This is a genomic window from Methanomicrobiales archaeon (genome assembly GCA_030019205.1).
GTDB lineage: Archaea > Halobacteriota > Methanomicrobia > Methanomicrobiales > JACTUA01 > JASEFH01.
In genome coordinates, this window is sequence record JASEFH010000005.1 from 86,610 (window position 1) to 108,424 (window position 21,815).

General features: G+C 63.8%; 17 protein-coding genes. 14 read left to right on the top strand and 3 right to left on the bottom strand.

The genetic code is table 11. From position 1 onward, the window contains the following. Positions 1-155: 155 nt before the first annotated feature. The 8 genes from QMC96_04625 to QMC96_04660 all read left to right on the top strand — a co-directional run bounded on the left by QMC96_04625 (position 156) and on the right by QMC96_04660 (position 11,793). A complete protein-coding gene (locus QMC96_04625) occupies positions 156-3,446 on the top strand; it encodes a PKD domain-containing protein (GenBank protein ID MDI6876041.1) in 3,291 nt (1,096 codons plus the stop codon). 101 nt (positions 3,447-3,547) lie between these two features. Next, positions 3,548-6,751 carry a PEGA domain-containing protein gene (locus QMC96_04630; protein ID MDI6876042.1) on the top strand — a complete coding sequence of 1,068 codons (3,204 nt, stop codon included), beginning with the start codon at positions 3,548-3,550 and terminating at the stop codon, positions 6,749-6,751. 176 nt (positions 6,752-6,927) lie between these two features. Next, on the top strand, positions 6,928-7,764 hold the full coding sequence (locus tag QMC96_04635) for an argininosuccinate synthase (protein ID MDI6876043.1): 837 nt from the start codon (positions 6,928-6,930) through the stop codon (positions 7,762-7,764). Then, positions 7,764-8,330, top strand: coding sequence for a molybdopterin-dependent oxidoreductase (locus QMC96_04640; GenBank protein ID MDI6876044.1), 567 nt, complete (start codon positions 7,764-7,766; stop codon positions 8,328-8,330). The genes QMC96_04635 and QMC96_04640 overlap by 1 nt, the downstream gene beginning before the upstream one ends. Before the next feature lie 17 nt (positions 8,331-8,347). After that, positions 8,348-9,361, top strand: coding sequence for a tungstate ABC transporter substrate-binding protein WtpA (wtpA, locus tag QMC96_04645; protein MDI6876045.1), 1,014 nt, complete (start codon positions 8,348-8,350; stop codon positions 9,359-9,361). Positions 9,362-9,364: 3 nt separating this feature from the next. Next, entirely contained in the window at positions 9,365-9,889 is a 525-nt protein-coding gene (gene tsaA / locus QMC96_04650; protein MDI6876046.1) for a tRNA (N6-threonylcarbamoyladenosine(37)-N6)-methyltransferase TrmO, read from the top strand. Then, positions 9,858-10,751, top strand: coding sequence for an ABC transporter permease (locus QMC96_04655; GenBank protein MDI6876047.1), 894 nt, complete (start codon positions 9,858-9,860; stop codon positions 10,749-10,751). Before tsaA ends, QMC96_04655 begins: the two co-directional genes overlap by 32 nt. Continuing rightward, positions 10,738-11,793: an ABC transporter ATP-binding protein gene (locus QMC96_04660; protein ID MDI6876048.1), complete on the top strand. Its 1,056-nt coding sequence runs from the start codon at positions 10,738-10,740 to the stop codon at positions 11,791-11,793. Before QMC96_04655 ends, QMC96_04660 begins: the two co-directional genes overlap by 14 nt. Positions 11,794-11,850: 57 nt before the next feature. On the opposite strand, the gene QMC96_04665 is transcribed toward QMC96_04660, so the two are convergent. After that, complete coding sequence (locus QMC96_04665; protein ID MDI6876049.1) at positions 11,851-12,552, bottom strand: ABC transporter substrate-binding protein; 702 nt, start codon at positions 12,550-12,552, stop codon at positions 11,851-11,853. 442 nt (positions 12,553-12,994) lie between these two features. After that, entirely contained in the window at positions 12,995-13,801 is an 807-nt protein-coding gene (locus QMC96_04670; GenBank protein ID MDI6876050.1) for a uridylate kinase, read from the bottom strand. Between the two features lie 89 nt (positions 13,802-13,890). Here QMC96_04670 and QMC96_04675 point away from each other — a divergent pair, with 89 nt between their 5' ends. The 5 genes from QMC96_04675 (at position 13,891) to QMC96_04695 (ending at position 18,559) form a co-directional block, all read left to right on the top strand. Continuing rightward, positions 13,891-14,121 (top strand): hypothetical protein, encoded by a 231-nt coding sequence (locus tag QMC96_04675; protein MDI6876051.1) that lies wholly within the window; start codon positions 13,891-13,893, stop codon positions 14,119-14,121. 175 nt (positions 14,122-14,296) lie between these two features. Continuing rightward, positions 14,297-15,427, top strand: a complete 1,131-nt coding sequence (locus QMC96_04680) for a putative sulfate/molybdate transporter (protein MDI6876052.1) — start codon at positions 14,297-14,299, stop codon at positions 15,425-15,427. Positions 15,428-15,746: 319 nt separating this feature from the next. Further along, the gene (locus QMC96_04685; protein ID MDI6876053.1) at positions 15,747-16,697 is read left to right on the top strand and encodes a substrate-binding domain-containing protein; all 951 of its coding nucleotides are present in this window, start codon (positions 15,747-15,749) and stop codon (positions 16,695-16,697) included. Between the two features lie 54 nt (positions 16,698-16,751). Next, on the top strand, positions 16,752-17,456 hold the full coding sequence (locus QMC96_04690; protein MDI6876054.1) for an ABC transporter permease: 705 nt from the start codon (positions 16,752-16,754) through the stop codon (positions 17,454-17,456). After that, positions 17,453-18,559, top strand: coding sequence for an ABC transporter ATP-binding protein (locus QMC96_04695; GenBank protein ID MDI6876055.1), 1,107 nt, complete (start codon positions 17,453-17,455; stop codon positions 18,557-18,559). The genes QMC96_04690 and QMC96_04695 overlap by 4 nt, the downstream gene beginning before the upstream one ends. A 54-nt stretch (positions 18,560-18,613) precedes the next feature. On the opposite strand, the gene QMC96_04700 is transcribed toward QMC96_04695, so the two are convergent. Continuing rightward, complete coding sequence (locus QMC96_04700) at positions 18,614-20,044, bottom strand: aldehyde dehydrogenase family protein (protein ID MDI6876056.1); 1,431 nt, start codon at positions 20,042-20,044, stop codon at positions 18,614-18,616. Between the two features lie 286 nt (positions 20,045-20,330). On the opposite strand from QMC96_04700, the gene QMC96_04705 reads away from it, so the two are divergent. Next, positions 20,331-21,614 carry an ATP-binding protein gene (locus tag QMC96_04705; GenBank protein ID MDI6876057.1) on the top strand — a complete coding sequence of 428 codons (1,284 nt, stop codon included), beginning with the start codon at positions 20,331-20,333 and terminating at the stop codon, positions 21,612-21,614. The last annotated feature ends 201 nt before the right edge of the window (positions 21,615-21,815 follow it).

Sequence of the window (21,815 nt, forward strand, 5' to 3'; positions counted from 1 at the left end):
TATTTATTAGCACTCGCTGAACTCCGGTCCGGGTATCGCTCCACGATACTCTGAACTCTTAGATCGAACGGACGCTTCGGCCCAGCGACTTCGGGACCGCTACGACGCCGAAGCAGGAATGTGAGAAGAAAAACAACGTGAAAAAAGGAGAGGGGATGATCTCGATAGTAAAAGAACGAATAGCAGGGAAATTGGGGCTGCGACCTGCCGCCTGCCTCGCGATCATCCTGATGGCCTTCATGGTTCTGCCTGCCGCGGCGGTGACGGGGGAGATCCAGGTGATCCGGTACGCAGACGACTCCGGTGTGGATGCAAGTCCTGTAGACGGCATTGGGGATACATCACATGATATCCCCGGCAGCGCAACCGACAAGGACCACCATCCATTGATGGCAGGATTTGAGGAATATCTCGGTGGGCCTTCGGCACCTGATGCCCCGACCGCCGACTTCACCGCAGACCCAACCACCGGCACCGCCCCGCTCACGGTCCAGTTCACAGATCAATCGACCGGCGACGGCATCAATGGGTGGGCATGGGACTTCGAAAACGACGGCACGGTCGACTCCACCGAGCAGAGCCCATCGTTTACCTACGACACGGCCGGCACCTATACCGTGAACCTGACGGTGACGAACGCCGGTGGGAGTGACAGCGAGGTGAAAGCGGACTTCATCACGGTGAGCGAGGCAGCACTCCTCCCGGTCCTCAACACCAACACCGGTCTCCGCTATGCTACCCTCCAGGCAGCGGTAACCGCAGCCACCGCTGGCGATGAGATCGTCGTCGGTGACGGGACTTACACGGAGAACGTAGACGTGGACCGGCAGCTCGTCATCCGCTCAGAGAACGGCACTGCCTCCGTTACTGTGAATGCCGCATCGCCAAACCTGCCGGTCTTCGATGTGAACGCGAACGGCGTCGAGATCCGGGGCTTCTCGGTCCGCGGGCCGACGAACGATCACGTCGCCGGCATCGAGATCGTCGGCTTCAACGACTGCCTGATCGCTGGGAATGACTGCGCCGGGTGCTACAACGGCATCCACATCGGCGGGACGGGCACGAACAACACGATTGAAGGTAACTACTGCCACGAGAACACGCGGCGGGGGATCAGCGTCCGGGACAGCGCCCACGGTAACTACATCCTGAAGAACATCGTGGCGAGTAACACAGATGCCGGGTTCTGCATCAAGGACTCGACGTATGACAACACTCTCTGGCTGAACGACGTCATCGACAACCGCGTCGAGATCCTGACCGCGACTACGGCGCACTCCCCCGAACCGCTCACCTATACCTACAACGATGGCATCTTCACCAGTTACCTTGGCAACTACTACTCCGCCTATAGCGGCACCGATGCCGACGGGAACGGGATAGGCACACCATCTTATGCCTACGGGAGCGGCGGGGACAACTACCCGCTGATGGCCCGGTTCTCGAACTACGCCGAGACCGAGCCGGCCGTCTTCCTCTGGGGGCCCTACCTTACCGGCAGCTCGACGACCGGGACGACCGTAAACCTGAAGACTGACGTCGCGGCCGCGGCGACCGTTGAGTACGCGACTGACGCTTACTACACGGCGAACGGCGGATATAACCAGAGCGCGAGCGACGGCCTGACGGACGCACTCCACCATATCGCCCTGACAGGCCTTGCGCCCGGCACCCTGTATCATTACCGGGTCGTGAGCGGCGGCGCAACGAGCGGCGACCTCCACTTCCGCACCTTCCCGGAGAGCGGCCCCTTCACCTTCATCGCCTACGGCGACACCCGGGACCAGCTCCCGATGTATGACCAGTCACAGCGGCACAAGCTGGTCGCGGATCGCATCGCGGAGGAGGCAGACGCCCTCTTTGTGCTGCACACGGGCGACCTGGTGACCATCGCGAGCGATCCCGCCGACTGGGACCGCTACTTCGAGGCCGGCCGAACGATGATGGCGAACCTCTCCGTCTTCCCGGCGCTTGGCAACCACGAGGAGAACCACACTCTCTACTACGACGCCTACGATGTTGCTCCCTACTACTCCTTCGACTGCGCCGACGCCCACTTCAGCGTACTCGACAGCAACTCCTGGGCCTGGCCCGGCATGGCGGCGCAGAGCGCCTGGCTGGACGCCGACCTTGCGGGGACGGCGGCGGACTGGAAGTTCGTCTCCTTCCATCACCCGCCCTACACCTCCTCGTCCAGCCACTTCGGAGGCTGGACCGATATCCGCGAAGAGTGGGAGGACGAATTCATAACTCATGGCGTGGATGCGGTCTGGAACGCCCACGTTCACGCCTACGAGCGGTTCCTCGTGCATGGCATCCAGTACGTCGTCGTCGCCACAGGCGGAGCACCTTCCTACGCGCTGGCCGAGCCGAAGTACGAGGGCAGCCAGAATAGCCTGGAGAACGCCCTCGGCTACGTAAGGGTCACGGTCGACCCCGCGGCCGGCACGGCGACCGCGCAGATGATCCGCGTCGCGGACATTGCCACGGACGGTTCCGGAGCGGTCACTGTCTACCCGGCGGGCATGGTCTTCGAGACGTTCGTCCTCTCGCATGCCGAACCGCCCGTCGCCAACTTCACCGCGGACGTGACCTCCGGTGCCGCTCCTCTGGCAGTCCAGTTCACCGACGAGTCCTCCAACGCACCCACGTCGTGGGCCTGGGATGTTGACAACGATGGGATAACCGATTATACCACGCGGAATGCGACGCACGTCTACGATACTGCCGGAACCTACACGGTGAACCTCACGGTGACGAATGCCGCGGGCAGCGACTCCGAGGTGAAGGCGGGGTACATCGTCGTCACAGCAGCCCCGACCGCCAGCGTGCTGCGGATCCAGCCCGTCTCCTCATCGGTGATCGTCGGCGAGACCCGCACCGTCGACCTGGTGGTGGACCAGGCACCTGGAGGTGTTGCCGGCTTCAACATCACCGTCGCGCTCGCCGACGGGGCGAAGGCCGAGATCACGGCTGTCACCTTCCCGTCCTGGGCAACCCTCCACTCGGAGGGAGCCCTGCCCGCCGATGCGGTCTGGGTGAAGGGCCTGGACATGAACCGCCAGGTCGAGAGCGGGGCGACGGATGTCGTCCTTGCGACGCTCACGGTTCGCGGCGACCAGCCCGGCCCAACGGCCATTCAGGCGACCGTGACCGCACTGGACGACGACGATGGCACCCCCATGAACCCGGACATCCTCCCAGGGACCCTTACGGTGATCCGGGAGGTGCCGGCGCTGCCCGGCCATCCCGTCCCGACCGATCCGAATGGTGACGGCCTCTACGAGGACCTCAACGGCAACGGACGGATCGACTATAACGACGTGGTGCTCTTCTTTAACCACATGGAGTGGATCGCCGCCCAGCAGGGCTTTGCCTGCTTCGACTTCAACGGCAACGGACGGATCGACTTCGACGATGTGGTCGATCTCTTCTGGGGGGTGTGAGGGTCCGCCACATCCCGTGGAGGAGTGTTAGACAGGTGATTCTCGTGGGATCCTGGAGATTCTGTGTAAAACTGATGGTATTGGCATCTCTCTGTATTGCCATGCTGATCGTGCCAGCCGTGCAGGCGGCCCCCTCGACCAGTGTTTCGGTGATCCGGTATGCCAACGACTGTGAGACGATATTAAACCAGAAATCGTACACCTACCAGCAGCTGGAGCGGGAGTTCCCCGTGCACGGGGATGGGATGACGCACTACTACTTCCAGGGCCCGACCTTCAACGAGTCCGATCCCTGGGATCCCGGGGAATGGCAGAACGTGGACACCCGGGACTTCGGGGCGGTGAAGGGGACGGATATCAAGGACCTCTGCGAGGCGGTGGGCGGGATGTCGCCCGGCGAGACGGTGCGGTTCAAGGCGACCGACGGCTTCCAACGCGACTTCTCCTACGAGGCCGTGTACGGCACTGATCCCCGCAAGGGCCCGATGGTCCTCGCCTGGTACAACGGCGAGGAGTCCCAGGGGGGATACGAGCTCCAGGGCGAGGGGTACCCTGACACCGGATATTACAAGGGCATGCGGCTCTTCTTCTTCGCCGATACCTCCGGCAATACCGAGGGTAAGCATGTCTTCGGGCACTGGGACATGCACGAGACCCTGCCCGAGAGCGACTGGTACTATTACAACGGCATCTGGCCCTCTTCCGGGGGTCTCTCCGTCTACAACATCGACCGCATCCTGATCTACAGCGACGATGATCCCGTGGGCGGCATCCAGGTGACGTCGGTGCCGGACGGTGCCCGGATCCTGCTGGACGGAGCGGATACGGGCGAGGTGACCAATATCACGCTCACGGACATGCCCCCGGGCGAGTATCTCGTCTCGCTCGCTCTGGATGGCTACGAAGAGGCCGAAGAGACGGTGACGGTGGTGGCCGGCCGAACGGTCCCCGTTCACGTCGATCTGGTCCCGATGGAGGGTATGGGAGACAGCGGAGCGGATGGAGATCCGGACGCCGACTCCGGCTATCGGGGACGGACGCTAACCACGCTGACCCAGGGGACGCTGAACGGCAGCCTGGCAGTCTACCGCAGCAGCGAGGCGGCGGCGACCCTCGCCGGGGGAAAGAGCGCCGCCTACACGATACCGGCCCCGCTCCCGCCGAACGCGACGGTGCGCCTGGCCCGGCTCTGCCTCTACACCACGGGCGGATGGGACCGGGCCCTCAAGAAGGGTGCAGAGAGCAGCCTCTCGGTGACGTTCGACGGGCGGAGCCTGTCGCCCGACCGCAAGTACCGGGACGTGAACGCGAGCGATAATGAGGAGGTGCTCGAGACCGTCTGCTACGATGTGACCGCGCTCGCCGCGAAGGGCGGCAACCATACCGTCGATGTGCGGAACACCGGGTCGGGAGATACGACTGTCACTCTCTACGGTGCCGTGCTGATCGCCGTTAACGAGGATGCATCCCGCCCGGCGATCACCTACTGGATCGCGGAGGGCTGCGACGCGATCCGGGCGGACCCGGACGAGGGCGTGCTCGAGGATGCAGCCACGACCGAGGCGGAGTTTGCCGAGGATGTCAGCGGGGACATCGCAGAAGCCCGGCTCACCATCATCGCCACCGCGGCAACGGGGACCGACGAGCGCGTCAACCGCATCCTCATGAACGAGGGGGAGTGGGACAACCACCTGGATGGCGGAACGGACAGCATCAGCATCGTCGGGATCGACGTGCGGCCATACCTGAAACAGAGCGGGAACCATGCGGAGGTTCGGAGCATCCCCGTGCAGGAGACGGGTGATTATCTGGAGGTGCGCCACGCCATCCTGGTGCTCGCAGAGGGAATGGCGGGTGCGGAGCCGGCGGGCAATGCCACTCCCACCGGAACCCCCACGCCCCCCGCCACCGCGGTCGAGACCACCCTGACACCGGCCGCCAGCCCCACGGCATCCGGGCTCACGAACACGTCGCAGCCGCAGGGGGGCGGGGGTATCCTGGGCTGGCTCCAGGCGGTCCTCGACGGGATCCTGCAGTTCCTGCTCTCGCCCTTCTCCGCCGTCGACGTGCAGAATGCATCGACGGGGGCGGAACCGACGCTCTCACCGCTTCCCACCACCGCGGCCACCCCGGCGCCCGGGGAGGAGACCCGCAACCGCACCGCCAGCCTCTCCGTCGCCACGATCCCCCCGAGCGCGATGGTCTACCTGGATGGGGTCTATACGGGGAGGACGACTCCGGTGCGGCTGGAGGATCTCCCCTGCGGCAGCCACAGTCTCCGCCTGGAGCTGGAAGGGTTCACCGCGGAGGAGCGGGAGGTCCTCCTGGAGCATGACGCGAACCTCTCGATCGTGCTCCGCTCGCGGGCAAAGCCGTTCCCGGATACGATCGGCGAGACGGTGGTCGAAAAGGATCGGGAGGCGGTGCATTCCGGCGGGCTCTACATCACCTCCTTTCCCAGCGGCGCCCGTGTGACCGTGGACAATCGCAAGCTCGACAAGACCACTCCCTGCATCGTATATGGGTTAAAAGAGGGGCAGCATACGGTGCGGCTGACGATCGGGCAGCAGGATGCGGAGAGCGAGACGGCGAGGGTCTGGGTATACCCGCAGACGATCTCGCCCCTTCACGTCGAGATGAACCGGAACGAATGGATCCGCACGATCACGGTCGAGTCCGAAGCCTACCGGCGGGAGCACTTCACGGTAAACGGCGCCTATCCGCTGAAGAAGGTCCCCGCCACAGCGGACATCTCGGGGCTGGATGCCTACATCACCTTCCTCCGCGACGGGTCCTACCGCACCTACCGCCTGGACAACCACCTGAACAGCGGCGACGTGTTCGATGTGCCCACCGCCGACCTCCGCCTCTTCAGCCTCCGGGTGGAGTCGGAACCGGCGGGAGCGGATATATTCATCGACGGCTACGCGACCGGCTACTCCACGCCCTACAGGATAGAGAACATCTCCGAAGGTCCGCACCGCGTGATGCTCTCGAAGCCCGGCTACACCGCGGCGGAGAAGAGCATCCGCCTGGGGTGGACTCCGGGGGAGCCGGCGAATCAGACTATCCGGCTCCGGCTGGAGGAGTACGTCTGGGGGTTCCTGACGGTGGACAGCACGCCGGCGGGGGCGAAGATCTACATCGACGGGCGGGACAGCGGCGAGAAGACCCCGCACACGTTCCCGGCCATGCCCATCGGATCCTACGACGTGAAGGTGGTCGGGGAGACGGCGTCCCGAACCCGGGAGCGGGTGACGGTGGTTCCCGGGCAGAACACGCGGATCACCGTCGATCTCACCTGATGCGGGGTCGGTCCCCGCATCGGGAAGCGTGGTTAATCGCGGGTAATTAACTTCGAGCCAGAATAGGGGGATTTATTGTTATGGCCGTTGAACAATTCGTATTCCCGAATCGGGTGCTCCGTAGCAGGGCGAATCCATCTCTTCGCCCGGGTGTGCGGATATCGGGAGAGGGATGCATGCGTATCGAGAAGGTGCTGATGGGGGTGCTCCTGCTGGTCTGCCTCGTGGGAGGCATCGTGCAGGCAGCGCCGACGACGGAAGTGCGGGTGGTCAAGATTGCCGCCGACGGCGAGACCATCCTGAACGAGACCACGGTCAGTTACCCGTGGATGGAGGCGAATCTCCCCGTGCAGGGAGATGGGGTAACGCACTACTACCACCAGGGCCCGGTCTTCGAAGAGGATCAGGAGGGCCGCTGGGACCCGAATGAGACGACGAATTTCAAGGACCGGGGCGCGGTGAAGGGGACGGATGTCAAGGATCTCGCCGAGCTCGTGGGTGGCATGCAGCCCGGCGACGAGGTGATGATCCACGCCGTCGACGGCTACCATGTGGAGTTCCCCTATGAGAACGTCTACGAGCCGCAGCCGCGGCAGGGCCCGATCGTCGTCTGCTGGTACAACGGCGAAGATTCGCCTATAGGGGAGCGCGACGGCGTCGGCTATCCGCCGGACTACTTCGCGGGGATGCGGCTCGTCTTCTTCGCGGACACCTCCACCAACGCGGAGGGCAAACATGTCTTTGGCAACTGGGATATGCACGAGGTGATGCCGGAGGAGGAGATCCACCTCTTCGACGATCTCTACCCATCGACGAACGGCTACACGGTCAAGTGGATCGACGAGGTGCGGATCTACAGCGGGGGCTACCACGGCGAGAAGGGCTCCACGGTGAAGTCCCTTTCGGGGGCGGCGGAGACGACCACGCCCGCCGTCCAGAGTCCGCTCCCGCTCGCGCCCGTCCTGCTCGCTCTCGTGCTGGTTCTCCTCGTGGGGGTCCGGAGGAACCGCTGATGCCTGCGAGGACAGTCGGGCTGGCGATCCTTCCCCTCCTCCTGGCATGTGCGCTCTCCAGCGGCTGCACGGCCTCTGTCGCCCCGCTCCCGCCCGAGGCGGAGGGCTGGACGCTCACGCTGAACGGCACGACCGAGAAGGTGCTGGACTACGACGCGCTCCGTGAGCTACCGTCCGTCACGGGGCACGGGTTTGCCGTCTCGACGGTGGGGATCAAGTACGGGCCTTATGTCTGCAGAGGCGTGGACCTGCGGGACCTGGCCGCGCTGGTAGGAGGGGTGGAGCCCGGGGATCAGGTCTGGGTCTCCGCTCCGGACGGCTACCTCTGGGTCTTCGACTACGACCAGCTGCAGGGGGAGGGATTCATCACCCTGGATCCGGATCTGAAGGAGATCCCAGCACCGCCGCTCCGGGTGATCCTGATGTACGAGCAGGATGGCAAGCCGCTCAGCTACGATGACGGAGGCCCGGCCCGGATCGCGATCGTCTCCGGGGAGGCAGGGGTCGTGACGGAGGGGAGCGCCTGGGTGAAGTGGGTGGACCGGATCGAGATCCGCAGAACGTAACCGAGGGGAGAAGGGCGATGCGGAGTGCCTGTCTTCTGGTGATGGCGGCCCTCATCGTGGGTGCCGTGGGCACTGCCGGGTGCAGCGGCGATGAGCCGGAGGAGACGGTCCTCCGGGTGCTGCCCGCCGGAAGCCTGCTCCTGCCCTTCGAGGAGATCGAGAGGGAGTTCGAGGCCCGGCACCCCGGCGTGGACGTGCAGATCGAGGGGCACGGCAGCATCCAGGTCATCCGCCAGGTGACCGACCTCCGCCGCGAGATTGACGTGGTGGCGGTCGCCGACGAGTCGCTGATACCGGATTTGATGTACATCCCCATGGACGGGAGCGGGAAGAACTACACCGACTGGTACGTCCCGTTCGCCGCCAACGAGATGGTGATCGCCTACACCGATCGCAGCCGGTATGCCGATGCGATCACGCCGACGAACTGGGCGGAGATCCTCTCCCGTCCGGACGTGCGGGTCGGGTTCTCCAACCCGATGCTGGATGCGGCCGGCTATCGCACGCTGATGGTGGTCCAGCTGGCGGAGGGCTATTACGGGGGCCCGGCCCTGTTCGAGCAGGTCATCGGCAGCCATTTCAATCCGCCGCTCTCCGTGAGCGAGGAGGGAGGCGTGTCCACGATTGCGCTCCCGGAGATCCTGAAGCCCTCGGACGGCAAGGTGGCCATCCGGGACGGCAGCATCTACCTCCTCTCCCTCCTGGACGCCGGCGGCATCGACTATGCCTTCGAGTACCGCAGCGTCGCCGAGGCGCACGGGCTCCGCTGGCTGGACTTGCCGGCGGAGATCGACCTGGGCTCTCCGGAACGGGATCCCCTCTACCGAACGGTAAAAGTGCAGCTCGGGTTCCAGCGGTTCCGCTCGATCGGGAGCGAGCGGACGGGGCGGCATATTGTGTATGCAATCACCATCCCGGAGAACGCACCGCAGCGGGAGCTGGCAGAAGCGTTCGTGCAGCGGGTCGTCGAGGAGTTTGCAGAGGCGAAGCCGGGCTGGCCGGCACCGCTCGCCGCGGCGCAGGAGGAGTGATGAATGGAGCAGATCTGTTATACCCCCATCGGCATCCTCCGCACACCGTTCCAGAAGGGGAGCGAAACCCCCATCCAGGCGGCATTCAGCGATGTGCCGGGGCGGGCGGAGATATTCCCCGAGTACGTGGAGGGGCTGGAGGATCTCGAAGGATTCTCCCACATCATCCTCATCTACCACTTCCACCGGGCGCATGGCTTCAGCCTGCGGGAGCGGCCGTTTCTGGACGGATCGAAGAGTCGGGGCATCTTCGCCGTCCGATACTACCGTCGGCCGAACCCCATTGGCATCTCCACGGTGCGGCTGGTGGAGATCCAGAACGGCGTCATCGAGTTCAGGGGGGCAGACATGCTCGATTCCACCCCGCTCCTGGACATCAAGCCCTTCGTGAAGGCGTTCGACAACCGCGCGTCCACCCGGGACGGCTGGGTGGATGCACAGCGGCTGGATGGGCTGTCCGCCGGAGCGGCGACGCCGCAGAGGCTGGGGGGGAGGGATGCAGGAAGAGCGCCGCCGGAAAGGGAGTAGCTTCGGGGATCTGCGGGGTCCGTTGCGGTGGCGGGCGGTCGGCGAGCCGCTCTTCCGCCGGACGGGGCGGATCGACCGCTGCACCCTGGCGTTCTCGATCGTCGGCGGGCTGCTCGTCGCGATCACGGTCCTGGCCCTGGCCGCGATCGCGCTGCCGGAGCTTCAGGACATCCGCCACCTGACGGAGGTGGCAGCGGACAGCGGCGTCCTGGACTCGATCCTGATCACGTTCGCCGCGGGGTTCTGCGCCGTCGCCGTCCTGATCGTCCTCGGGACCCCGCTCGCCTACCTCCTCGCCCGCGGGCAGAGCGGCTGGAAGGGGATCCTGGAGAGCATCGTGGACATGCCCCTCATCCTCCCCCACACCGTGGCGGGGCTCATGGTCTACATCCTCTTCATGTCCCGGGGCTGGTTGGGGGCGCCGCTCCAGGAGGTGGGGCTGGCCTTCGAGGATGCCTTCCCGGGGATCGTGGCGGCGATGCTCTTCGTCGCCTCCCCCTACTACGTCAACACCGCGCGGGAGGGGTTCGAGAAGGTCCCCCTCCACCTGGAGAACGTCGCGAGGACGCTCGGGGCCACGCGCTTCGGAGCGTTCCTGCACGTGACCCTCCCCCTGACCCTGCGGCACATCTACAGCGGTTCCGCGCTCGCCTGGGGGCGTGCGGCCGGGGAGTTCGCCGCCGTCGTCATGATCGCATACTACCCCCTGGTCGTCTCCACGCTCATCTACTACCGTTTCACCACCGGCGGGCTCGCCGAGAGCCGGAGCATCGCTTTTATGGTGATCGTGGTCTCGCTCTGCATCTTCTTCCTTCTCCGGCACATGACGCGCTACATCGGGCGGTACCATGATCGAGTTTGAGGGCTTCTCTCTAGATCTGGTGGGGTTCGAGTTGAAAGAAGTGAACCTACGCATGGGGCGCGGGGAGTACTGGGCGATCCTGGGCCCCTCGGGTGCTGGCAAGACGGTTCTCCTCGAGTGCATCGCCGGCCTTCACACCCCGGCGCGGGGAAGGATCCGCGTGCGGGACCGGGACGTGACTCACCTCCCGCCGGAGAAACGCCGCATCGCGCTCGTCTACCAGGACTACTCCCTCTTCCCCCACATGACGGTGGAGAGGAACATCGCCTTCGGGCTGCGGATGCAGAACCTTCCTGCAGAGGAGATCCGGCAGCGGGTGCAGGGGCTCATCGATCAGTTCGGGCTGGCGGCGTTTCGGGAGCGATACCCCGCCTCCCTCTCCGGCGGGGAGCAGCAGCGGGTGGCGATCGCCCGGGCGCTCGCCGTCGATCCCGAGATCCTGCTCCTCGACGAGCCTCTCGCCGCCCTGGATCCCCCCACGCGGGAGCGGCTCATGTCGGACCTGCGGGCGCTCCACCGCGATCGGGGGCTCACCATCGTCCACGTCACCCATTCCCGCGAGGAGGCCCTCGCTCTGGCAGACCGGGCCGCGATCGTGATGGACGGGCGGGTGGTCCAGTCGGGCGCGGTCGCCGACGTCTTCGGCTGGCCCGGGAACCCGGCGGTGGCCCGGTTCCTGGGCTACGAGAATATTTTGATATCAACGGTGCTTGCCTGTAGCGGGGGGGAGTGCAGCGTAGATGTGGACGGCATCGAGGTGCGGGGGATCGCGCGGGAGACCTCTCCCGGAGACGCCGCCGCCGTCTGCATCCGAGCGGCGGACGTCCGGCTGTCCGCATCGGGCAGTAATGGTATATCGAACACTCTGGAAGGTGTGATTCGCGAGATCGTCCCCCTGGGCTCCCGAACGCGGGTGCGGCTGGACTGCGGGTTCCCCCTCGCCGCCGAGGTGCCGGCGGCGGAGTCCACCCTCTCTCCTGGGGCGGGCGTCACGGCATCCTTCAGCCCGCGTGCAGCCCGGGTGATCCCCTGGCTCGAGTAGCGGGAGGTATAGGAGCCCTGCGGGAATGCAGGCCTCGGGTATCCCGACAGAACGGGGTTAGCCCACGACGAGGTCGCGGTATCCCCCGTTCCAGGGCTCGACGTAGAGCACCGCCTGACCGTCCACGAGGGCCGGCTTGGGAAACTTCTTCAGGTGAACGGCCCCCTCCGAGATCCGCTCCCCGGCCTGGGTCATGACCCGGTCGACCCCGCCCTCCAGGAGGGCCGCAACGGTCTGGGTTCCCTGCAGGTCTCGGGTCCGTTGCCGGACAATGAACCGCCCGTCGTTCCGGGATGCAGCCAGCCCGATCCCGGCCAGTGCCCCGATGACGCCGTCCCGGCTGCCGGCGAGTCCTTCGAGGAGAACGCCGCATGCATCCGCGAGCTCGAGGGCGGACTTCTGCGTCAGAACCTGCGTCTTGGCCGCCCGCCCGAAGGCCAGAACTTCCGGGGGTAGAGCGTCGGCCCGCGCGACCGCAAGCCCGGGATCGCTCCCCTCGATGTATTCGGCCAGCAGCAGTTCCCGGGCCTGCTGAAAGATCCCTTCGCAGGAATCATCTGCCAAATCTCCGCCCAAGTGCAGTACGGCGGAGCTATTGTGTGAGGTATAGGGTATCGAGGGGTGGACGTAGAGCTGGTGCCGGGTCACACCAAGAATTGTGTAGTCTCTGGAGAGCGTAGCTGCGATCTGGCGTGCGAGGCGGCCGGTGCCCCGTGACGAAGGAATGTCGGTATCATCGATGCCGAGGTATACAGTCATGTGCGGTAACTCCTTGATGAGGAGGGCTTTGTATAGCGTATGCAGCGGGTGCAGATAGCAGTTCCTGCTGGGGTTAAAGTGAATACATTAACATTCCGGCTGGAAATCCCTCCACATGCATTCCGGGCGCCAGAGCGATATCCGATTGGCGGTGATACTGTGAAATTCTGTATCGGCTTCGCCAGATTGCAGGTCGCATCGGTTGTTAATATATTATACTTTACCAATACGAAAAGTTAAATTAATATTGGCGCCTATACTCTGATGGTTGCTCGCCATGCAACCATACAGGAGGCGGGCCGTACCTCCCTATCCTCCATGGATAAACCTCATGGATTGCGGTCATGAAGACCTCGGACAGACAGGTGGAAGGGTATCAGGGGGATCCCCCCATCTTCCTCAATTTTAATCGAATTAAAGAGCCCTGTCCTCATGACAGGTGTCAGGCCCGGATAATCGTGCCCACCCGTTCGCCTTCGACCGCCTTTGTGATGTTTCCCGGCACGTGGCCGTTCACCACCTTGATCTCCTTCACGTGCTTGGTGGAGAGGAGGAGTTCGATCGCTTTCTGCTCGAGCACGACGTCCTCCGGGTTCCTCTGCAGCAGCTCCTCGGCCCGGATCTCGGGGATGAACTCGGCGTCCGGGTTCACGCGGGGATCCTCTGTATAGAGGCCGTCCACGTTCTTGGCGAGGATGCAGTTCTTCGCCCCGAGCACCTCGGCGATCAGGACGGCACCGGTATCGGTGCGGTGCGGCGGGATCGACCCCACCCGCGCCGGCTGCTCGTAGAGGCCGTAGGGCGGAGTACCATGGATGACGGGCAGCATCCCGAGCGAGAGGAGCATGGGCAGCTCCAGAAGATCCGAGGTATGGATGCGGACCCCGTTGTACTTCGAGAGCAGGATCTGCATCATGATAGCGTTCTGCTCGCTGATCTTGGATGCCAGCTCGGCGAGCACCCCGGTGGGCATGCCGAGATCGATCCCGATGTCCATGATATGCCGTACCCGCCCGCCGCCGCCGGTCACTACCAGGATCTTGTGGCGCTTGGAGAGCTCCCCGAACTCCTCGACAAGGGGAAAGATCACCTCTTTCCCGTAATCCATCATCCCGTATCCCCCGATCTTGATAACGTTGAGATCCGGGATTAGCCGTATCTGGGGAATTCCAGCGGTTCGCCGCATCAGCCCCTTCCGCACCAGGGTCTCGCCGCGGAGTTTTGATTCGATTTCATGCCGTTCAGCCATGGCCAAATCAACTCTGGATAATTCTTCAGGATAAACGTATATATATGTCTGGGTGTATTGTGTGCTATCGTGCAATGGATGTGAGACCGATGAAGATCTATGCGCGAGAGAGGATTAAGATCGGAACCGGCGTCAAGGAGCCCCGCTTCCGCGTGGTCGCGGTGACGAGCGAAGAAGGTGCCCGCGAATCGCACTTGAAGATTGAGGCAGCGCACTTCCGAAAGACCGAACTCGAGAATATCGCCAAGGACGTGGGGGCGGAGATCGTCTACCTGGAGCCGATACCGGAGGAAGAGCGGGGCAAGATGAAGGAAGCGTAATCCCCGCTCTTTTTCTTATCGATGCAGAGATGCAGGATCGCCGCTGCACGTTCTTTGGCAGGATTCAAAGTGAGAACCTACCATCCGCCACGGATGGCATACGGTTAAGGCAGCCTGTTTTACTTCGGCTCGATGTAAGAAGAGGTATATAGGTTTAAAGAGAGCAGACTAGTGCGTGGGAGACCGCGTGCGTTCCAAGGACCCCGATGGGGACGATCTACCGATCCGCTTCAACCTGAGCGAGCTGGCAGGCTCGGTCGGCGACTTCGGCACGATCCTCCCCATCGTCTTCGGGGTGGCGGCGGTCACGGACATCCCGCTTGCACCCGTATTCCTCTTCTTCGGCATCTGGTTCATCCTTACCGGCTGGTACTACCGCCTGCCCATCCCGATCGAGCCGATGAAGGCGATCGGGGTGGTCGTGATCGCCGAGGGGGTCGGCGCCAGAGTCGTGGCCGCATCCGGCATCCTGCTCGGGGTCCTCTTCTATGCGCTGGGATACTTCCGGGTAATGGGGGCGCTCCGTGAATTAATCCCCGATGCGGTCGTCCGCGGGATCCAGCTCGGACTCGCCCTGCTGCTGCTTCGCACCTCTCTGGGATTCATCGGGGCAGATCCCCTCTTCTTCCTGATCGCGCTCGGGATCGTTGCCACATTCTTCCTGCTGTCCCGCCGCACGGGAGTGCCCGACGTCTCGGCGCTGATCGTCGTTCTCCTCGGGGTGGCGGCGGGGATCTACATCCACGGGCTGCCGGAGTTCCGGTTCGACCTCTTCCCGGGGCTTGTCCTCCCGACCCTGGCGGATCTCACGAGCGGCCTGTGGGATCTCGCGGTCCCCCAGATCCCCCTTACCATCGTGAATTCAATCCTGGCCACCGCCCTCCTGGCGAGCGATCTCTTTCGCCGCAATGTGGAGCCGGATCGCCTCTCGAGGACGATCGGCCTGATGAACATCGTCTCTGCGCCACTGGGCGGATTCCCGATGTGCCACGGGGCCGGAGGTCTCGCCGCCCAGTACCGCTTCGGTGCACGTACGGGGGGCGCCAACATCTATGCGGGGCTGATCCTCCTCTTCGCCCTCCTCTTCTCAAGTCCGGAAGCAGTGGCGATCATCCCCGTTGGGGTATTCGGCGCCCTGCTCATCTTCGTCGCCCTGGAGCTCGGTCGGCACGGCCGGAAGACGGAGTCGCTTCTCGTCACCGTGACCATCGCGGTGCTCGCACTGATCCTGGGGATCACCGTGGCGTTCATCGCCGGGCTGATCCTGGCCTATGGAATCACGTACATAACGAAGAAACGGCAATAAGGACCCCCTGCTCGATCGCCATCAGGACCGGTGGGAGATAGCAGCTCGATACCTGTCCACGACCTCGCACGGGCGGGTGCTGCCGACATCTTTTAAACCTCCATGGAGCTGATCCGCAACGCTCAGACCCGTTTGGACATGGCGTTGACGGATCAGGGCCGGATGGAGAGAATTGACGTAAAATTCCCGATAGGTGCGGGATATCTTTCTATCCGAATTAGACCACGTAAATGCAGGAATTCCGTGTTTGTTAAAGAAATCTGGTTGACGTGCTGGAGGAAACGTATTAATAGAATCGCGATTCTCTCGATGAATCGTTATGAGACACAGAAACCTGATTTCAACTGCCGGGATCGCTCTGATAGCGGTCCTCCTCGCCTTCAGTGCGGGCTGCACCGTTGAAGATCTCACGAACGTCGATAACGCAACCCCGACGCCGACGGCCGGCCCCGGGGGCGTCCTGCGGATCGCGACCACGACGAGCCTGGATGCCACAGGTCTCCTCGCCGAGATTGAGGAAACCTACGAGGGCATGACGGGTGTCGACATGCAGATCATCGCCCAGGGCACGGGCCAGTCCCTGGAGACCGCCCGGCGCTGCGACGTCGACCTGGTGCTCGTGCACGCGCCGTCGCTGGAGGAGCAGTTCATCGCCGATGGCTTCGGCATCAACCACCGCTGCTTCGCCTACAACTACTTCATCATCGTCGGGCCCGAGAACGATCCGGCGGGGATCAACGGGACGGAGCCGGTAGAGGCGTTCCAGGCGATCTTCGAGGCGGGCGAGAACGGAACTCCGGGCGTCGCCTTCGTCTCCCGCGGTGACAACTCCGGCACGCATACGGCCGAGCGACTGCTCTGGGAAGCGGCCGGCTACAACTACGCCACCGATATCCAGGGATCGAACTGGTACTTCGAGACCGGCCAGGGCATGGGCGAGACACTGGTCCAGGCCAACGAGCGGAACGGCTACACGCTCTCGGACGAGGGGACGTATCTCTCGCTCCAGCGGAATCTGGATCTGGTGACGCTCGTGGGACAGGGGCCGGAGCTCCTGAACCGCTACAGCGTGATGGCGGTCAACCCGGAGCAGTGCCCGGATGCGAACGTCGAGGCAGCGAACGGCTTCATCAACTGGCTCATCTCGGACGAGGGCAAGCAGCTGGTCGGCGAATTCGGCCAGGCGGAGTTCAACCAGTCGTTATTCACGCCACTCTACGAGCCGGAGTGCCAGCAGTTCAACTGCACCTGCTCCGGGTCGGTCTCCTGATCGCGTGTACGGGTGGGATGGGGAGGGATAGGCTGTGTGCGGGGGGAGCGGGTGATGCTGCTGCAGGTCACCGAGAACGAGATCATTGAGGGGATCGTCGAAGCCATCCGGCTGATCGTGACCCTCGATCCGACGGTGATCGAGATCACGATCCGGTCGCTCTACGTCTCCCTCACCGCCACCTTCTTTGCTTCCTTAATCGCCCTCCCGCTCGGGGCGCTCATCTACTTCCGTGAGTTCCGGGGAAAAAGGGCCGTGATCAACACTCTCCAGACATTGTATGCGATGCCCACGGTGATCATCGGACTCGTCGCCTTCCTCCTCCTCTCGAGAACCGGTCCGTTCGGTTTCCTGGGTCTCCTCTTCACGCCCGGTGGAATGATCGTGGCCCAGACGCTCCTGATAATTCCCCTGATCACCGGCCTCACCGTCGCTGCCATGAGCAATATCGAGCGGGAAATGCGCTACACCATCATCTCCATGGGAGCAAGCCTGTACCAATCAATCCTCACGATTTTGCGTGAGGCTCGGTTTGCAATCTTCACCGCCGTCCTGATCGGGTTTGGGCGGGCCATCGCGGAAGTGGGGACCGTGCTGCTGGTCGGCGGCAACATCCGCGGGTTCACCCGCGTGCTCACCACGGCGATCGCCCTCAATACCTCGATGGGGAACTTCACCCTGTCGATCGCGCTCGGGATCATCCTCCTGGGCGTGGCCCTGATCGTGAACCTGGTCCTGAACCTGGTGCAACAGCGATGAACGAACTGATCACCGCACGGGAGATCTCCAAGGTCTACGGCGAACAAAATATACTGAAGGGCGTCAACCTCACCGTTCGGAAGGGAGAGATTCTCGGGATCATCGGCCCGAGCGGATCGGGGAAGAGCACCCTCCTGCGCATCCTCGACCTGATCGAGCCCCCGACCTCCGGGGATCTCAGGGTGTTCGGGGTGAATACTCGGGAGGAAGAGCATCGCTGGCTGGAGCTGCGCCGGCGGATGGGCATGCTCTTCCAGAAGCCGATCGTGTTCAACACGAACGTCTACCAGAACATTGCCCTGGGCCTGCAGTACCGCAGGCTGAACAGGGCGGAGATCGAACGGAGGGTGAAGGCGGCGCTGGATTCTGTCGGACTTTCGCAGTACATCAAGAGCCGGGCCCGGGATCTATCCGGGGGCGAGCAGCAGCGGGTGGCGTTATCAAGGGTTCTCGTCACCCAACCGGAGATCCTCTTCCTGGATGAACCCACGGCCAACCTCGACCCGACCTCCACGGCCACTATCGAGAAGATCGTGCGCCGCCTGAACCGGGAGGACGGGATGACGGTGGTGATGAACACTCACGACATGCTCCAGGGGCAGCGCCTGTCCAACCGAATCGGCGTGATGATCGGCGGAACTCTCGTACAGACCGGCTCCCCCCAGGAGATCTTCCAGACACCGAAGTCCCGTGCGATTGCCAGATTCGTGGGGATAGAAAACATCCTCTCCGGCCCCATTCTTTCGAGGGACGGGAGTCACACCGTGGTGGAGGTGGAAGGGCAGAGGATCCTATCCACATCGACTCTGCCTGCCGGGGCAACGGAGGTCGATATCCTCATACGGGGCGAGGACATCGATGTCCGGCGTCAGGAGCCAGCTGGCGGTTCTGATATGAACGTCTTCTCCTGCACCATCACCCGCATTGAATCGATCGCCCCTTACGTTCGCGTGGAGGTGAATTGCGGGGGATTTCCCCTCACCGTGCTGCTGACCGCCCGCTCGGCGGCGGCGCGTGAACTCGACACGGACATGGAGGCCTGGGTATCCTTCCGGGCAGATATTGTCCACATGCTGCCCCGAGAGAGCGGCGCTCCTGGGTGAAGGTTACGGGGACGCCTCGTCGCGAAGCTGGAGAAATTTCACGCCCTCTGGTGTTTACCAGTCGACGAAGACGCTCTTTGTGCGCGTCCAGTTGAAATAGGCCTGGATGCCGTTCTCCCGCCCGGTGCCGCTCTCCTTCACGCCGCCAAACGGGACTTCGGGCAGCACGGTCAGGTGGCGGTTCACCCAGACGATGCCGGCCTGCACCTGCGAGAAGAACTCCCGGGCCACATGCAGGTCCCGCGTCCAGACCGACGCCCCGAGGCCGTAGCGGGTGCCGTTCGCCTGCTCGAGCGCGTCGTCTAGGTCCGCCACCGCCATGACGGGCAGGACGGGCCCGAAGATCTCGTCCTCCAGCACGGCGGAGCCGGGCGGGGGGTCCCGGATGAGGGTCGGCAGGTAGAAGGAGCCGGCGTCGTACTCCGCCCCGGGCGGCGCCCGCCCGCCGGCGAGGATCGCGCCCTTCCTGCTCTCCCGCACCTCCTCCACGGCCCGGCTCACCCGCTCCCGCTGCGCCATGCTGACGAGCGGGCCCATGTCGACGGAGGGGTCGAGCCCGCTGCCCACCGTCAGCCCCTCCACACGCGCCTGCAGCTTCTTCACGAACGCACCGGCGATCTCTTCGTGGAGGTAGAGGCGCTTCACCGCGGTGCAGGTCTGCCCGGCGTTGTAGAAGCGGCCGCGGACGGCGCCGGCCACGGCGGCGTCCAGGTCGGCGTCCCGCCAGACAACCATCGGGTCGGAGCCGCCGAGCTCCAGGGAGACCTCCTTCAGGCTCGATGCGGCGAGCTCGCGGATGCGGTGTCCCGTGGCGGTATCCCCGGTGAACGAGATGCGGCGGATCGCGGGGTGGCGGACGATCGCCTCCCCGACCACGCCGCCCCTCCCCGTCACGACGTTCAGCACGCCGGGGGGGAGACCGCCCCGCTCCAGGATCGCCGCCAGACGGAGCACGGTGAGCGGCGCCTCGGAGGCGGGCTTGAAGATCATCGCGTTCCCGGCGAGGAGCGCCGGCGCGACCTTCCAGCCCATGATGATCGCGGGCATGTTCCAGGGGATGATCGCCCCGCAGATCCCGATCGGCTCGTGAATCACCACCGCGTCGCTCGATCCCCCGAGATGCAGCAGGTCGCCGTGCACGGCTGCGGAGATGCCGCCGTAGAACTCCAGGATGTTGGCCAGGCCGCGTAGCTCGTCGACGGATTCGCCGATCGGTTTCCCCTGCTCGCGGGTGAGCAGGCGGGCGAGGTCTTTGTGCTCTTCCCGGATCATCGCAGCCGCCCGCAGGAGCACCTTCCCCCGCTCGCGGACGGTCCGCGCGGACCAGCCCGGAAATGCCTCTTCCGCGGCGTCCACCGCGGCATCCACGTCCTCTTCCGTCCCCTGGGGCACCCGGTCCACCGCTTCGCCGGTTGCGGGATTGACGACCGGGATCCAGGCCCCGCTGGATGAGGCCAGCTCCTGGCCTCCGATCCGCATCTGCATGCAGGTACCCTCAGCGGGAACCTATAAGAATCCCTGCCCGAAGGGGAGAGAATACCCCCGCCCAGGTACGCGGGCTTCCTTCCCATGGGGACCGGGCGGCGGGATGGAAGGTCGTGGACGAGAACGGATCCCTGTTTTATACACCTTGGTGTATGATTTCTATCTGTAACCTGTGGACTAGACCGTATGATACGTCCCGGGTATCTCGAGATCGTCGGTCCGTACAATCTATGGAGAGGGGACGTGGCAACGGGCATCCCCCGTGACGCCTACGTAGACACGATCCGTGGGACACTCGCCGTGCCTGGCATCATCACATGCGTCACCGGGGGTCCGGCGAGCCGGAAAGACCTTCATCTGCCGGCAACTTCTCTCGGCATTGGTGGCTTCGGGATCGTCGCGGGAGCAGACGCTCTACGTCAACCTCGAGGAGCCGTTCCTGCAGCCTGCCCTCTCCGTTCGGCTCCTGGACGATCTTTATGAGACGTACCGTCACTACCTCAACCCGGGGGACCCCTGCTACATCGTCCTGGATGAGGTCCAGAACATCCCTGGCTGGGAGAAGTGGGTGCGAATGATGCTCGAGCGATCGGAGCCTGCGAAGATCGTGGTCACGGGATCGTCGTCCAGGATCGTGCAGCAGGAGCTGGCCACCGTGCTGACCGGGCGGTACATCGAGGTGAGGGTCTATCCACTCAGTTTCCGGGAGTTCCTGACGTTCAGACAGGTCAGGATCGAGAACCTCGACATCCGGGAGAAGGAACTGACGCAGCGCTTCTCCGAGTACCTGGAATTCGGGGGATTCCCGACGGCGGTCTGTACGGATCGGCTGCAGATGCGCAGGGAGTTCTTAAAAGACCTCTTCGATTCCATCGTAACGAGGGATATTGGCGCCCGGTACGGGCTGCGGCGCATCCAGGCGCTGAAAGCCGCGGCAGTCCTCCAATTCCAGAGCATCCCCGCACCGGTAAGCGTGCAGGAGCTCTCCCGGGCCCTCAGGGCCGCCGGCACGGCGCTCTCTCCCACGACTGTGAACGGATTTCTGGCATACTTCCCGGAGAGCCTCCTCTTCGTGTTCGTGCCCATCTTCTCGTACAAGGCAAAGGAACGGATGCAGTATCCGAGAAAGGCGTACTGTGTCGATACGGGCCTTGCCAACGCCGCCGCCCTGCGTTTCTCGGAGAATGCGGGGAGGATGGCGGAGAATGCCGTTGCCATGGAGCTCTTCCGAAGGTACGGTCCTGAAAATGTGTTCTACTGGAAGGGCGAGGGAAAAGAAGTCGATTTCGCCGTCGTCAGCGATGCGAGGCCCCGACTGCTCGTCCAGGTGGCGTGGACGCTGGATGCCGTGAAGACGAAAGAGAGAGAGATACAGGGGCTTGCCGCTGCGATGAAAGAGTTCGGGAAAATTGACGCTCTCATTCTCACCGCCTCCGGAGGCGTGGGGGCGGCCCCGATACCGGGCATCCGGCACCAGAGCACCTGGCGCTGGCTTCTTGGAGAATCCGACGCCTCGAACAGCGATCTCCCTGATGATCCGGATTTATCAGGCGAATGTGCTGCGCGTTGAATTCCCCTTTGAAAATCGCTCCTCATGGCGATCGGTTCGATCCGGGCCGCTATCGTTGGACTGCGCTGGAATCGGGCTCACGGAATCCAGGGCCGTGCCGATAATTTTTTCTTCAAAAGTAAAGGCTGGACGCTCGATGGAGAAACCGCCCCTCCTATTGACAGAAGATGAAGGAAAGGACACCTCTTGGTCCACCTTATC